Below are 13,119 nucleotides of genomic sequence, written 5' to 3'. Positions count from 1 at the left end.
CGCCTGCGCGTCGTTCTCCCAGTATGACCGCCTTGCCCGCGTCCGGCTCGTTCGTGCTGTTCGGCCTCCCCCTGCATCCTCTGCTGGTGCACGCCACCGTGATCCTCACCCCGCTGGCGGCGCTCGCCGTGGCTCTGACGGCGCTCTGGCCCGCGGCGCGACGCCGTCTGGGCCTGGCGCCGCCGATCGCTGCGGCGCTCGTCGCGATCCTGGTGCCGGTGACGGTGCTCGCCGGCCTCGACCTGGCTGCGAGGGTCGGATCCACGCCCGCCATCCAGCGGCACGAGGCTCTCGGCCTGATGCTGATCCCCTGGAGCATCGCACTGCTGCTCGCCGCCGCCGCCGTCCAGTTGCGCGAGCGCATCACGACCCGGATCCGGCGTCCGTCCGTCGCGGCCGCGGTCTCGATCTCGATCGCGGTCGTCGCGGTGGCCTGCGCGCTCGGCGTGACCGTCGTGGTCGTGCTGACCGGAGAGGCGGGCGCCCGCGCGGTCTGGGGAGGGATCGCTTGAAGCGGCCCCGGGCACGGCGGCTCGTCGGCTCGACGGCTACTTCTTCAGCTGCCCGTTCAGGAACGACACCACGGCGGGGTCGGAGAAGAAGGGCACCATCATGCAGATCGTCGCCAGCGTGACGAACACGGCACCGCCGAGCACCGGCACCCACCAGGCGAGCCGGCCGCGACGCAGCCTCAGGACCGTCCACGCGGCCGTCGCGAGCCAGCCCACGATGAGCGCGACGCACGCGACGATGCCCCAGGTCTTCGCCTGGTCGTAGTTCGAGAAGCTGCCCGAGATCCCGACGGCCTGCAGCATCATGTCCATGAGCGTCGCCGGGTTGAGGAACTGGCCGATCGAGGTCATCACGTTCCACAGCCCGTACGCGAGCAGCGCCAGGGCCGCCACCCGGTCCACGGGGCGCGGCGGACGCGCGCCCTCGACGACGACGCCCGGCTCGGCCGTGGGCTCGGCGGCGGGAGCGACGCCGGCCGGCGCGACGGGCGTGGTCGCAGGCGCGACCGCGGGCGTCAGCGGTCGTCCGGCCCGCCTGCTCTGCTCCTCTGGGGACGCGTACTCGCCGTATCGCGGACGAGGACGCGATGATTCAGCAACGGGCGGACGAGGACGCGATGATTCAGCAACGGGCGGACGAGGACGCGATGATTCAGCAACGGGCGGACGAGGACGCGATGAATCAGCGGCGGACGAGGGTTCCGTCATCGTGAGGTCCGTCCTCCGAGGGCGCGCTCGTCGCGCTGGCCCGACACGTCCTGGCGCAGCTCCTTCGGGAGCGAGAACATCAGGTCCTCCTCGGCGGTGCGCACCTCCTCGACGTCGCCGTAGCCCGCCTCGGCGAGGGCTTCGAGCACCTCCTGCACGAGCACCTCGGGCACCGAGGCGCCGCTGGTCACGCCCACCGTCGTGACGCCGTCCAGCCACTCCTGCCGCACCTCGTCGGCGTAGTCGACGCGATAGGCGGCCTTCGCGCCATACTCGCGGGCCACTTCGACGAGGCGCACGCTGTTGGAGGAGTTCGCGGAGCCGACCACGATCACGAGATCCGCGTCGCGGGCCACCTTCTTGATCGCCACCTGCCGGTTCTGCGTGGCGTAGCAGATGTCGTCGGACGGCGGATCCTGCAGCTCGGGGAACCTCGTGCGCAGCCGGTTCACCGTCTCCATGGTCTCGTCCACCGAAAGGGTGGTCTGCGACAGCCACACGACCTTGCTGGGGTCGCGCACCTCGACGGTGTCGGCCTCCTCCGGGGAGTTCACGACGGTGACGTGGTCGGGAGCCTCGCCGGCCGTGCCCTCGACCTCCTCATGGCCGTCGTGGCCGATGAGCAGGATCTCGAAGTCGTCGCGGGCGAAGCGCACGGCCTCGCGATGCACCTTGGTCACGAGCGGGCAGGTCGCGTCGATCGCGTGGAGGTGGCGGTCCTCCGCGGCCGAGACGACCATCGGCGAGACGCCGTGCGCGCTGAAGACGACGTGGGAGCCCTCGGGGATCTCGTCCACCTCGTCGACGAAGATCGCCCCCTGCGCCTCGAGCTCGGTGACCACGTGGATGTTGTGCACGATCTGCTTGCGCACGTACACGGGTGCGCCGTAGCGCTGCAACGCCTTCTCGACTGCGACCACGGCACGGTCGACGCCGGCGCAGTAGCCGCGGGGAGCGGCCAGCAGCACGCGCTTGGCACCGTCCACGGGGCGGTCCTGAAGCGGCTCGCGCACGCCTTCGGGGCGGCGGCGGGGGATCTGCGGCAGGGGCAGCGCGACGGGAGAGCTCACACCCGCGATTCTATCGGCGCCTCCTGGCAAGGGGCCGGGACCGGGCCCTCCCGTGGCTCGCCGTCGGCGTCCGGGGCCCGCGTTATCCTGAACGCGCCCCGATCGACAGGATGCGATGACCGTCTTCCACGCCGCCGCCGGCGAGACTCCGCCGGCCGATGCCGTCTCCCCCCGCGATTCCACGGCGGAGGCGCCGACCTCGATCGCACGCCTGAACGCCACCATCCGCGACTTCGTGGCGCAGTGGGGCACCGTCTGGGTCGAGGGCGAGATCACCAGCTGGAACCTGCGCGCCGGCAACGTCTTCGCGCGGCTCAAGGACACCCGGTCCGACGCGCAGATCTCGATCCGGATCTGGTCGAGCGTGCGGGCGCGGATCCCGGCCGATCTCGCCGTGGGCGACCACGTCGTCGCCGCCGTCAAGGCCGACTACTTCGTCAAGGCGGGCGATTTCAGCTTCGCCGTCTCCGCCGTGAAGCACGTCGGCCTCGGCGATCAGCTCGAGCGGCTGGAGCGGCTGCGCGCCCAGCTGCGCCAGGAGGGGCTGTTCGATCCGGCGCGCAAGAAGCCGCTCCCCTTCCTCCCCCACCTGATCGGCCTGATCACCGGCGAGAACTCCGACGCCGAGAAGGACGTGCACCGCAACGCCGAGCTGCGCTGGCCGCAGGTGCGGTTCCGCACCGTCCACGCGGCGGTGCAGGGAGACCGGTGCGTCCCGGAGACGCTCGCCGCGCTCAAGCGACTCGACGCGGATCCGGACGTCGATGTGATCATCATCGCCCGCGGCGGCGGCGACCCGCAGACGCTGCTCGGCTTCAGCGACGAGCGTCTCGTGCGTGCGGTCGCGGCGGCGACGACCCCCGTGGTCAGCGCGATCGGGCACGAGAACGACCACCCGCTGCTGGACGATGTGGCGGACCTCCGCGCCTCCACGCCCACCGACGCCGCCAAGCGCGTGGTGCCGGACGTGGGCGAGCAGCGCGCCCTCGTCGCCCAGCTGCGCGCCAGGGCCACCACCCGCGTCTCGCAGCGCGTCGCGCACGACATCGCACAGCTCGAGCAGCTGCGCTCGCGCCCTGTGCTGCGCGATCCGGATCCGCTCATCGAGCGCCGTGCACAGGAGGTCTGGCTGCTCTCGGCGCGGTCGCGCGACACCCTCGGCCGCACGATCGACACCGCCTCTCGACGCACCGCGGAACTGCGCGCCTCGCTGCGCGCACTCTCCCCCGCCGCCACCCTGGCGCGCGGCTACGCGATCGCGCACCGCGACGACGGCCGCATCGTGCGCGACGCCGCGGACGCCCCGGCAGGGACCGTGCTCACCGTCACGGTGGACCGCGGATCGCTGCGCGCCGTCTCGGAGGGCGAGATCGAGGAGTCGGCCGAGGCCGCCTCCGGCTCGGCCGGCGGGGCTGATGCACGCCGGTAGGATGGAGGCGTGACTGTGTCGAACGAGCCGTCCGCCTCCGCAGGGACCTCTGCGCCGACCGTCGCCGATCCGGCTTCGCTCAGCTTCGAGCAGGCCAGGGACGAACTGGTGCGCGTCGTCGCCGAGCTCGAGCAGGGCGCGCCCACGCTCGAGCAGTCCCTCACGCTCTGGGAGCGCGGCGAGGCCCTCGCCGCGCGCTGCGAGGAGTGGCTCGTCGGCGCCAAGCGCCGCCTCGACGCCGCCCGCTCGAACGCCGAGGAGGGCGGACGATGAGCCGCGCGCCGAAACAGCCGCCCGTCGTCGCCGAACTGGGACGCCCGGAGACCGCGCAGGAGACCGCCGACCGCAAGGCCGCGTCGTCGGCCGCGTACCGGTCCAGTCAGACCTTCCGCGGCCTCATCGCGGCCCTGATCGCCACTGTCGGCGTCGTGCTGCTCATCGTGCTGATCGTGCCCCGCGGCGACTTCACCGGCGCCAGCAAGGTGGATCTTCCGGCTGCGGCCAAGAACGCGCAGAGCGCCATGGACCGCCCGGTGCTGCTGCCGACGCCGCCGAACAACTGGCGCGTCAACAAGGCCGTGCTGACCGACGGCAAGCCCGTCGTCTGGGACATCACCGTCGCCCCTCAGGCCGACGACGCCCGCGGCTACGCGCACATCGCCCAGGCGTTCGACGCCGACGCGAGCTGGGCGCTCACGCCCCTGCGCGGCACGACCTCGAAGAACACCGTGAAGATCGGCGGACGGACGTGGGACGAGTACGTCATCGCGCGCCCCGACGCCTCGGCGAACATCAACTACGCGCTCGGCACGCAGGTCGGCAAGGACTACGTCCTCGTGTACGGCGCACTCGGCAAGGCAGGAACCGCGGAGCTGGTCGCGAAGATCAGCCCCCAGATCGACGAGCTCGAAGGCGGACGATGACCGACACCACGACCCTCACCCCCGACGAGGCCTGGCGGCTCATGAGCGAGGGGAACCAGCGCTTCGTCGCCGGCACGCCCGCGCACCCGAACCAGGACGTGGGCAAGCGCCACGAGCTCGTCGACGGACAGGCTCCGATGGCCACCCTGTTCGGCTGCTCCGATTCGCGGCTGGCCGCCGAGATCATCTTCGACAAGGGCCTCGGCGACCTCTTCGTGGTGCGCAATGCGGGCCAGGTCATCGGCGAGTCGATCGTCGCGAGCCTCGAGTACGCGGTGGCCGTGCTGGGCGTCCCGCTCATCGTCGTGCTCGCCCATGACAGCTGCGGCGCCGTGCGCGCCGCGATCGACGGCACCGCGATCGACGCCGCTCCCCTGCCCCCGCACATCTGGAAGCTCGTCGCCCCGATCGTCCCGGCCGCGCGCAAGGTGCTCGCCGAGCAGGGCGGATCCACGGTCGCCGACATCGACCCCGAGCTCGTGGGCCAGGAGCACCTGCGCAACACGGTGCGGGACCTGCTGCAGTCCTCCGAGCTGATCTCCCAGGCCGTGACCGAGGGCCGCCTCGGCATCGTCGGCGCGAACTACCGGCTGAACGAGGGCACGGCCGTGCCCGTCGTCACCGCGGGCCTCACCGTCGCCCCCTGAACATCCCCCTTCATCACACCGTCACATCTGGAGGAACAGCAGTGACCGACAACGACCAGTACCGGATCGAGCACGACACCATGGGCGAGGTGCGTGTGCCCGTGAACGCGCTCTACGGCGCGCAGACCCAGCGCGCGGTGGAGAACTTCCCGATCTCCGGCAAGGGTCTGGAGCCGACGCAGATCGCGGCCCTCGCCCGGATCAAGAAGGCTGCGGCGCTCGCCAACAAGGAGCTCGGCACGCTCGACGGCGCCATCGCCGACGCGATCGCCCAGGCGGCCGACGAGGTCGCTGCGGGCAAGCACGACGGCGAGTTCCCGGTCGACACCTACCAGACCGGATCCGGCACCTCCTCGAACATGAACATGAACGAGGTGCTCGCGACCCTCGCGACCCGCATCCTGGGCGCGACCGTGCACCCGAACGACCACGTGAACGCGTCGCAGTCGTCGAACGACGTCTTCCCCACCTCGGTGCACATCGCCGTCACCCAGGCGCTCATCGACACGCTGATCCCCGCCCTGGACCACCTGGCCGTCGCCCTCGAGGCCAAGGCGGACCTGTGGAAGGACGCGGTCAAGTCCGGCCGCACCCACCTGATGGACGCCACGCCGGTCACCCTCGGCCAGGAGTTCGGCGGCTACGCCCGCCAGATCCGCCTCGGCATCGAGCGCGTCCAGGCGGCGCTCCCCCGGGTCGCGGAGGTCCCCCTCGGCGGCACCGCGGTCGGCACCGGCATCAACACGCCGCTCGGCTTCCCGCAGAAGGTCATCGCGCTGCTCGCAGCCGAGACCGAGCTGCCGATCACCGAGGCCAAGGACCACTTCGAGGCTCAGGCGAACCGCGACGGGCTGGTCGAGGCGTCGGGCGCCCTGCGCACGATCGCCGTCTCCCTGACCAAGATCAACAACGACCTGCGCTGGATGGGCTCCGGCCCGAACACCGGCCTCGGCGAGCTGCACATCCCCGACCTGCAGCCGGGCTCCTCGATCATGCCGGGCAAGGTCAACCCCGTCATCCCCGAGGCCGTCCTGATGGTGTGCGCGCGCGTGATCGGCAACGACGCGACCGTCGCCTGGGCCGGCGCCTCCGGCTCGTTCGAGCTGAACGTGGCGATCCCGGTCATGGGCACGGCGCTGCTCGAGTCGATCCGCCTGCTCTCCAACGCCGTGCGCGTGCTCGCCGACAAGACCGTCGACGGCCTGCAGGCGAACCTCGAGCGCGCCGCCGCGTTCGCCGGCATGAGCCCGTCGATCGTCACGCCGCTGAACAAGCTCATCGGCTACGAGGCGGCGGCGAAGATCGCCAAGCACGCCGTCGCCAAGGGCATCACCGTCCGCGACGCCGTGATCGACCTCGGCTACGTGGAGCGCGGCGAGCTCACCCTCGAGCAGCTCGACGCCAAGCTCGACCTCCTCTCGATGACGCACGCCGGCTGATCCCGGATCCGCGCACGGATGCCGCGTCCCTCCCGGGGCGCGGCATCCGTCGTCTGTACGACGCGGCGCTCGCGTCGCGCGGCACCGCGTGCCCTTAGATCGGCTCGAACCGGAACCGCGCGAGCACTGCGAGCGTGTCGTCGGTCACGCGGAAGGACGGATCCCCCGCGTGATCGCGGTACTCGGATCCGTGCCAGAAGCCCTCATGTCCTTCGCGCCACTCGGCGACGGACGTGAAGCCCTCTCCTTCCGCGAGTGCATGCTCGAGGTCGACGTCGCCGACGCGGACGATCCGCACCTCCGTGATCTGCTCGATGCCGACCGGATCTCCTGCGGAGTCGATCACGACGGCACGGTCGCCGACCTCGGGAAAAGGCTCGCCCTCGCGCTCGTAGTCGCGGAGCAGGCTCGTCGTCGACGTCTTCTTCCCCGCGATGATCGCCGCGACCAGGGAGTCTCGCAGCGGGCCGGGAAAGCCGTACTCGGAGACCGGCAGCTCTTCAGTCATCCTCTCAGCGTATGCGGCGACGGATGCAGGGCCGCGCGACGCCTGCAGGGCCGAAGCGACGGATCCGTCATGCATCCGTGGCCGGCTCCTGCAAGCGTCGCGCGGTACGCCGCCCGCCGCGCGAGGCGTCGCGCGGCGACGCCATCTCAGCTGAGTTCGCTGCCCTCCAGCAGCTCGGTGACGAGGGCGGCGATCGCGGAGCGCTCGGAGCGCTGCAGGGTCACGTGCCCGAACAGGTCGTGGCCCTTGAGCGTCTCGATGACGCTCGCGATGCCGTCATGGCGACCGACGCGGAGGTTGTCGCGCTGGCCGACGTCGTGGGTGAGCACGACGCGCGAGTTCTGCCCCATCCGGCTCAGCACGGTGAGCAGCACGTTGCGTTCGAGCGACTGGGCCTCATCGACGATCACGAACGCGTCGTGCAGCGAGCGACCGCGGATGTGCGTGAGCGGCAGCACCTCGAGCATGCCCCGTTCGACGACCTCGTCCATGACGTTGCCGGAGACGACGGAGCCGAGGGTGTCGAACACCGCCTGACCCCACGGGCTCATCTTCTCGTCCTTGTCGCCGGGCAGGTAGCCGAGCTCCTGGCCGCCGACGGCGAACAGCGGGCGGAACACGATGATCTTCTTCTGCTGCTGCCGCTCCAGCACGGCCTCGAGCCCCGCGCACAGCGCGAGCGCCGACTTGCCGGTGCCGGCGCGTCCGCCGAGCGAGACGATGCCGACCTCGGGATCCAGGAGCAGATCGATCGCGATGCGCTGCTCGGCCGAGCGTCCGTGCAGGCCGAACACCTCCCGGTCTCCGCGGACGAGGGCGTACTCGCCGTCGCCGGTGACGCGGCCGAGAGCGGAGCCCCGCTCGGAGTGGATGATCAGGCCGGTGTTGACCGGGAGGCCGATCGCCTCCTCGCTCGTTCCGATCTCGCTCTCGTACAGGTCGCTCATCTCATCGCCGGACAGCGAGATCGAGCTGATCCCGGTCCAGCCGGAGTCGACGGCCTGCTCGGCCAGGTACTCCTCCGCGTTGATGCCCAGCGAGGCCGCCTTGACCCGCATCGGGAGGTCCTTCGAGACGACCGTGACGTCCTGTCCGTCTTCGGCGAGGTGCATCGCCACGGCGAGGATGCGACTGTCGTTGTCGCCGAGGCGGATGCCGCTCGGCAGCACCGACAGGTCGGTGTTGTTGAGCTCGACGCGCAGCGTGCCGCCGTCGCCGATCGGCACCGGGAAGTCGAGTCGACCGTGCTCGACGCGCAGTTCGTCGAGGTGGCGCAGCGCGCGCCGGGCGAAGTACCCGAGCTCGGGGTCGTGGCGCTTGCCCTCCAGCTCGCCGATCACGACGACCGGCAGGACGATGGAGTGCTCGGCGAAGCGGAAGAACGCCTGCGGATCCGACAGCAGCACGGACGTGTCGAGCACGTACGTCTTCAGATCCTGGTCGGGCGTTGCACCTCCCGGATGTCCTGCCGTGTCACTGGCGGCGCTCACGGCGCTGGTGCGGGTGCTGCTCTTCAGTGCTGTACGTGCGGCCACAACCCTCTCCCGACCCGGGAAGCTTCCCGGTGCTAGGCGAGTCGACCAGGGCCACGAGTCGCGATCCTTGAGGCCGACTCGATCGGACGCCGTGTCCGATGGCTCGAAGGTACGACCTGCCGCCGTGTCCGCGCACTTCGACACGCGTGGTTGAAGGTTAAGTCCGTGTTAACGGTTGGCGGCGTCCGCGAGCACGGCGTCGAGCATGCCCAGCGTGTCCGCCGTGGTTCCGGCATGCGGCGCGACCCGCACGGCGCGGGCGTGCACCGTGACGCTGACACCCGCTGCGGCGAGCACCGCGCCCAGGCGCTCCGGATCCGCGACCCCGAGCACGACGATGCCGGCCCGCCGCTCGACCTCGCGGGGCGACACGACAGGGATCCCGCGCCGATCCGCCACGGCGAGCACCGCGTCGACGCGCGCTGCGAGCAGCGCTGCGACGTCGCGCACTCCCGCGGCGTGGATCTCCGCCGACGCGGCGGCGAGCCGTGCGGCGGCGAAGGGATCCGGCGCGCTGACGGCGTACGCCTGTGCGGACGCGATCGGATCAGGGAGGGCGTCGGTGGGCAGGCCTTTCGCGGACGTCGCGATCCGACCGCTCAGCACCGGTCGGATCCGCTCGCGCGCCTGCGGGGTGAAACGCGCGAAACCCGTTCCCCGGCCCGCGCGCAGCCACTTGTAGCCGTGCCCGACGACGACATCCGCCGCCGCCCAGTCCTCGTCCACCACGCCGAACGACTGCACGGCGTCGACGATGAGGAGGCGGTCGGGGCCGAGGAGGTCGCGGAGTGCGGCGAGGTCGGCGCGATATCCCGAGCGGAAGTCCACGTGGCTCACGACGAGGGCGGTCACCGTGGGATCCAGCGCCGCCGCGACCGCATCCGGCGTCACTCGCGTGTCGGCGGGCGCGATCCAGCGCGGCACCAGGCGGCCTGGGGCCGCGGACGCGGCGCGCTCCAGCGTGATGGTGACGCTCGGGAACTCGGCGGCGGAGGCGACGACCGTGCCTTCCAGGCCGGCGAGCGCCTGCTGGAGGGCGTGCGTGGACGACGGATGCAGGGTGACCTCATCCGCCGGGGCGCCCAGCAGGCCCGCGACCTCGTGCGCGGCGGCGGCACCCGCTTCCGAGGCGGCCGCGACGTCCTCCGCACGACCGGTGGAGAGCAGCTCCGCGGTGTCGCGCAGGGCCGCTCCGGCCGCCGCGGACATCGGCCCGAGCGCCGCCCAGTTCAGGTAGCCGGGATCCTCGCCGAAGGTGGCCGCGTACTCGTCGATGGCGCGCATCCCGCCAGTCTGACACGGTGCGACGACGGCTCCGCGCAGGCGGTCCTCAGCGTCCGAAGCGACGGTCGCGGTCGGCGTAGTCCCGGATCGCCCGCAGGAAGTCCACCTGGCGCAGGTCCGGGCCCAGCGCCTCCACGAAATAGAACTCGCTGTGCGCGCTCTGCCAGAGCAGGAAGTCGCTGAGCCGCTGCTCGCCGCTGGTCCGGATCACGAGGTCGGGATCGGGCTGCCCGCCGGTGTACAGGTGCTCGCCGATCATCTCGGGCGTCAGATGCGCGGCGAGGTCCTCCATCGTGCCGCCGGAGGCGTCGTGCTGGGCGAGGATCGAGCGCACGGCGTCGACGATCTCGTTGCGCCCGCCGTACCCCACGGCGAGGTTGACGTGCAGGCCCGTGTGGCTGCGCGTGCGCTCCTCGGCGTCGGCCAGCACCCGGGCGAGCTCCGACGGGAGGATCTCCGCGCGTCCCACGTGCTTGACGCGCCAGTTGCCCTCGTGGGAGAGGGCGTCGGCGAGTTCGCCGATGATCTCGATCAGGTCGGCGAGCTCTGCGGAGTCGCGCTTTCGCAGGTTGTCCGCGGAGAGCAGGTACAGCGAGACGACGCCGATGCCGAGCTCGTCGCACCAGCCGAGGAACTCACGCATCTTCGCGGCGCCGGCCCGATGTCCGTGCGCCGGGGTCGCGTAGCCGAGCTGCCGCGCCCAGCGGCGGTTGCCGTCGATCATCATCGCGATGTGATGCGGCACGGTCTGCGGATCGAGCCGGCGCCGCAGCCGTCGCGTGTACAGCCGATAGAGGGCGCCGCTGAAGGGCTGATCGGACCGTGCGCTCACGTGAATACGCTACCGCGCGCACGGCGTCGCACGATGTGCGCCTTCCCATCTCGTGCACGGCGTATGTACGGCTAACGGCATGCGGAGCGACCTAGCATGCAATCATGCGCAGAGCGACCCGAACCGCTGCACCGGATGTGCCCCAGCTGCCTCTCCTGGAGGCGGCCGGCCTCGACGCCCAGGTCGAGATCAAGCCGACGTGGCGCGGCTGGATCCATGCCGGCACGTTCCCTGTCGCGATCGCGGCGGGGATCGTGCTCATCGTGCTCGCCCACGGAACGGTCGCGAAATGGGCGGCCGTGGTGTTCATGGTGACCTCGCTGCTGCTCTTCGGCAACTCCGCGCTGTACCACCGGTTCAACTGGAAGCCGACGACCAAGGCGGTGCTCAAGCGCATCGACCACGCCAACATCCTGTTGCTGATCGCCGGCACCTACACCCCGCTCGCGACCCTCGCCCTCCCTCCGGGCAAGGGCGTGCTGCTGCTCACGCTGGTCTGGTCGGGTGCCGTGCTCGGGATCCTGTTCCGGGTGTTCTGGATCCACGCTCCGCGCTGGCTCTACGTCGCGCTCTACCTGCTGCTGGGGTGGGCCGCCGTCATGTACATCGTGGACCTGGTGCACGCCAACGTCGCGATGATGGTGCTCGTGTGCGTCGGCGGCCTGCTCTACACCGGCGGGGCGATCGTCTACGCGCTGAAGAAGCCCAACCCCTGGCCGGGCAGGTTCGGCTTCCACGAGATCTTCCACGTGTGCACGGTGCTGGCGTTCCTCTGCCACTGGACCGCGTGCCTGCTCATCTCGCTGACGCCGCTGCAGCCGTCCCTCGGGCTCCCCGGCTGAGTCAGGCCTTCGGGTCGTCCGCGCCCGGGTGCGGCTGCGCGTCGTCGCGCGTCGCGGCCTCTTCCGCGTCGAGCTCGGCGCGCACCTCCTCGCGATACCGCACTCGCCGGATCCGGCGCTGCATGTCCCAGATGAGCAGGGCGGCGAACACGACGACGACCGCCACGATCACGAAGCCCACGGGTCCCGGGGTGACCAGATTGGGGTCGACCGTCGGGGTCGGGGTGGGAGTCGCCGTCGCAGCAGCCAGGATCGCGTCGATCATCGCTCGCCTTTCAGAGTCGAGCCCGCGTCGCCGCGGGCTTCCGGGGTCGCCGCCCGGTCGGACTGAGGGTCGCGCGCGGGATAACCTGGAACCACCAGCCTAACGATCGGATGCACCCCGCCGTGACGACCCCCGCCCAGCTCGACGAGCGCTACGGCCGCGGACCCCGCCGGCGCCTCCCGATGATCCTCACGATCGCCGTCGCCGCGATCGTCGTGGGCGTCTTCGGCTGGTGGACGTGGCAGGGCTCGGCCGACACCGTCGACGTCACGGGCACCGGCTTCCACCTCGTCGACGACCACAGCGTCACGGTGTCCTTCCAGATCAGCGCGCCGACGAATCGTCCGGTGCACTGCATCGTCGAGGCGCAGGACGAGGAGTTCGGCATCGTCGGCTGGCGCCTCGTCACCTACCCCGCATCCGAGAAGCACTCGCGCGCGTTCACCGAGCATGTTCCGATCGTCTCGGCAGCCACCACGGGTTTGGTGAACTCCTGCTGGGTGTCCTAGGCTCATCCTGTTGATCGACGCCCCGGCAGGTGCCGGGGCGTCTTGGCATATCCGGGACCGTCTGCTCCCGGATCCGATTCGCAAGGAGTTCACCGTGTCGAACGACGCACAGGTCCCCTTCCTCACGCAGGAGGCCTACGACCGTCTTGTCGCGGAGCTGGAGAACCTCTCCACGGTCGGCCGCGAGGAGATCGCCAAGCGCATCGAGGTCGCGCGCGAGGAGGGCGACCTCAAGGAGAACGGCGGCTACCACGCCGCGAAGGACGAACAGGGCAAGATCGAGGCGCGCATCCGCACGCTCGAGACGCTGCTGAAGACGGCCAAGGTCAGTGAGGCGCCCGCGAGCCGCGGCATCGTCGAGCCCGGCACGGTCGTCACCGCCACAGTCGCCGGTGGCGAGGAGGTCTTCCTCCTCGGCAGCCGCGAGATCGCCGGTGGCACCGACCTCGACGTCTACAGCGAGGCGAGCCCGCTCGGATCCGCGATCCAGGGTCTCAAGGTCGGCGACAAGACCTCGTACGAGGCGCCGAACGGACGCTCGATCCAGGTCGAGATCCTGAAGGTCGAGACCTTCGCCGGCTGAGCCACGGCCTCTCTCTCCGGCGAACCCGCCGCG

16 protein-coding genes are annotated in these 13,119 nt (G+C 71.0%); 9 read left to right on the top strand and 7 right to left on the bottom strand.

What is annotated here, in order from left to right; translation table 11 throughout:
* The first annotated feature begins 23 nt into the window (after positions 1-23).
* Positions 24-512: a DUF2231 domain-containing protein gene (locus RL72_RS13620; protein WP_045251398.1), complete on the top strand. Its 489-nt coding sequence runs from the start codon at positions 24-26 to the stop codon at positions 510-512.
* Positions 513-548: 36 nt separating this feature from the next.
* On the opposite strand, the gene RL72_RS20495 is transcribed toward RL72_RS13620, so the two are convergent.
* Positions 549-1,220: a DUF6264 family protein gene (locus RL72_RS20495; RefSeq protein WP_248700475.1), complete on the bottom strand. Its 672-nt coding sequence runs from the start codon at positions 1,218-1,220 to the stop codon at positions 549-551.
* Positions 1,217-2,233: a 4-hydroxy-3-methylbut-2-enyl diphosphate reductase gene (locus RL72_RS13610; RefSeq protein ID WP_248700481.1), complete on the bottom strand. Its 1,017-nt coding sequence runs from the start codon at positions 2,231-2,233 to the stop codon at positions 1,217-1,219. The genes RL72_RS20495 and RL72_RS13610 overlap by 4 nt, the downstream gene beginning before the upstream one ends.
* 172 nt (positions 2,234-2,405) lie before the next feature.
* Between RL72_RS13610 and xseA the strand changes: the two genes are divergently transcribed.
* The 5 genes from xseA to RL72_RS13585 are packed head-to-tail and all read left to right on the top strand — an operon-like array spanning position 2,406 to position 6,728.
* Complete coding sequence (gene xseA, locus RL72_RS13605) at positions 2,406-3,719, top strand: exodeoxyribonuclease VII large subunit (RefSeq protein WP_045251397.1); 1,314 nt, start codon at positions 2,406-2,408, stop codon at positions 3,717-3,719.
* 15 nt (positions 3,720-3,734) lie between these two features.
* Positions 3,735-3,992: an exodeoxyribonuclease VII small subunit gene (locus RL72_RS13600; protein WP_045251396.1), complete on the top strand. Its 258-nt coding sequence runs from the start codon at positions 3,735-3,737 to the stop codon at positions 3,990-3,992.
* The gene (locus tag RL72_RS13595; RefSeq protein ID WP_045251395.1) at positions 3,989-4,642 is read left to right on the top strand and encodes a DUF4245 family protein; all 654 of its coding nucleotides are present in this window, start codon (positions 3,989-3,991) and stop codon (positions 4,640-4,642) included. Before RL72_RS13600 ends, RL72_RS13595 begins: the two co-directional genes overlap by 4 nt.
* Complete coding sequence (locus tag RL72_RS13590; RefSeq protein WP_045251394.1) at positions 4,639-5,289, top strand: carbonic anhydrase; 651 nt, start codon at positions 4,639-4,641, stop codon at positions 5,287-5,289. The genes RL72_RS13595 and RL72_RS13590 overlap by 4 nt, the downstream gene beginning before the upstream one ends.
* Before the next feature lie 41 nt (positions 5,290-5,330).
* Entirely contained in the window at positions 5,331-6,728 is a 1,398-nt protein-coding gene (locus RL72_RS13585; protein WP_045251393.1) for a class II fumarate hydratase, read from the top strand.
* A gap of 94 nt (positions 6,729-6,822) precedes the next feature.
* Here RL72_RS13585 and RL72_RS13580 read toward each other — a convergent pair whose 3' ends face one another.
* From RL72_RS13580 to RL72_RS13565, 4 genes are all read right to left on the bottom strand, one after another.
* On the bottom strand, positions 6,823-7,236 hold the full coding sequence (locus RL72_RS13580; protein ID WP_045251477.1) for an ASCH domain-containing protein: 414 nt from the start codon (positions 7,234-7,236) through the stop codon (positions 6,823-6,825).
* Positions 7,237-7,382: 146 nt separating this feature from the next.
* On the bottom strand, positions 7,383-8,726 hold the full coding sequence (gene phoH2 / locus RL72_RS13575; protein ID WP_045251476.1) for an RNA 5'-3' helicase PhoH2: 1,344 nt from the start codon (positions 8,724-8,726) through the stop codon (positions 7,383-7,385).
* 213 nt (positions 8,727-8,939) lie between these two features.
* Positions 8,940-10,055 carry an aminotransferase class V-fold PLP-dependent enzyme gene (locus tag RL72_RS13570; RefSeq protein ID WP_045251392.1) on the bottom strand — a complete coding sequence of 372 codons (1,116 nt, stop codon included), beginning with the start codon at positions 10,053-10,055 and terminating at the stop codon, positions 8,940-8,942.
* A 46-nt stretch (positions 10,056-10,101) separates the two neighbouring features.
* Positions 10,102-10,887, bottom strand: a complete 786-nt coding sequence (locus RL72_RS13565) for an isoprenyl transferase (RefSeq protein WP_045251391.1) — start codon at positions 10,885-10,887, stop codon at positions 10,102-10,104.
* Positions 10,888-10,991: 104 nt separating this feature from the next.
* On the opposite strand from RL72_RS13565, the gene trhA reads away from it, so the two are divergent.
* Positions 10,992-11,729, top strand: coding sequence for a PAQR family membrane homeostasis protein TrhA (trhA, locus tag RL72_RS13560; RefSeq protein WP_045251390.1), 738 nt, complete (start codon positions 10,992-10,994; stop codon positions 11,727-11,729).
* 1 nt (position 11,730) lies between these two features.
* Here the strand turns inward: trhA and RL72_RS13555 are convergent, their stop codons facing one another.
* Complete coding sequence (locus RL72_RS13555) at positions 11,731-11,994, bottom strand: hypothetical protein (protein ID WP_045251389.1); 264 nt, start codon at positions 11,992-11,994, stop codon at positions 11,731-11,733.
* A gap of 122 nt (positions 11,995-12,116) precedes the next feature.
* On the opposite strand from RL72_RS13555, the gene RL72_RS13550 reads away from it, so the two are divergent.
* Both RL72_RS13550 and greA read left to right on the top strand, forming a co-directional pair.
* Positions 12,117-12,503, top strand: a complete 387-nt coding sequence (locus RL72_RS13550; protein ID WP_045251475.1) for a DUF4307 domain-containing protein — start codon at positions 12,117-12,119, stop codon at positions 12,501-12,503.
* Between the two features lie 94 nt (positions 12,504-12,597).
* The gene (gene greA / locus RL72_RS13545) at positions 12,598-13,086 is read left to right on the top strand and encodes a transcription elongation factor GreA (RefSeq protein ID WP_045251388.1); all 489 of its coding nucleotides are present in this window, start codon (positions 12,598-12,600) and stop codon (positions 13,084-13,086) included.
* Positions 13,087-13,119 lie beyond the last annotated feature (33 nt).

Source organism: Microbacterium azadirachtae (assembly GCF_000956545.1).
In the GTDB taxonomy this organism is placed as follows: Bacteria; Actinomycetota; Actinomycetes; order Actinomycetales; family Microbacteriaceae; genus Microbacterium; species Microbacterium azadirachtae.
This window is presented reverse-complemented; position numbering and strand designations above follow the sequence as displayed.

Excerpts from the sequence above, each read along its gene's own strand:
- RL72_RS20495 (WP_248700475.1), bottom strand. The coding sequence starts at position 1,220 with ATGACGGAACCCTCGTCCGCCGCTGATTCATCGCGTCCTCGTCCGCCC.
- xseA (WP_045251397.1), top strand. The coding sequence starts at position 2,406 with ATGACCGTCTTCCACGCCGCCGCCGGCGAGACTCCGCCGGCCGATGCC.
- RL72_RS13620 (WP_045251398.1), top strand. The coding sequence starts at position 24 with ATGACCGCCTTGCCCGCGTCCGGCTCGTTCGTGCTGTTCGGCCTCCCC.
- RL72_RS13590 (WP_045251394.1), top strand. The coding sequence starts at position 4,639 with ATGACCGACACCACGACCCTCACCCCCGACGAGGCCTGGCGGCTCATG.
- RL72_RS13555 (WP_045251389.1), bottom strand. The coding sequence starts at position 11,994 with ATGATCGACGCGATCCTGGCTGCTGCGACGGCGACTCCCACCCCGACC.
- RL72_RS13595 (WP_045251395.1), top strand. The coding sequence starts at position 3,989 with ATGAGCCGCGCGCCGAAACAGCCGCCCGTCGTCGCCGAACTGGGACGC.
- RL72_RS13570 (WP_045251392.1), bottom strand. The coding sequence starts at position 10,055 with ATGCGCGCCATCGACGAGTACGCGGCCACCTTCGGCGAGGATCCCGGC.
- trhA (WP_045251390.1), top strand. The coding sequence starts at position 10,992 with ATGCGCAGAGCGACCCGAACCGCTGCACCGGATGTGCCCCAGCTGCCT.
- RL72_RS13580 (WP_045251477.1), bottom strand. The coding sequence starts at position 7,236 with ATGACTGAAGAGCTGCCGGTCTCCGAGTACGGCTTTCCCGGCCCGCTG.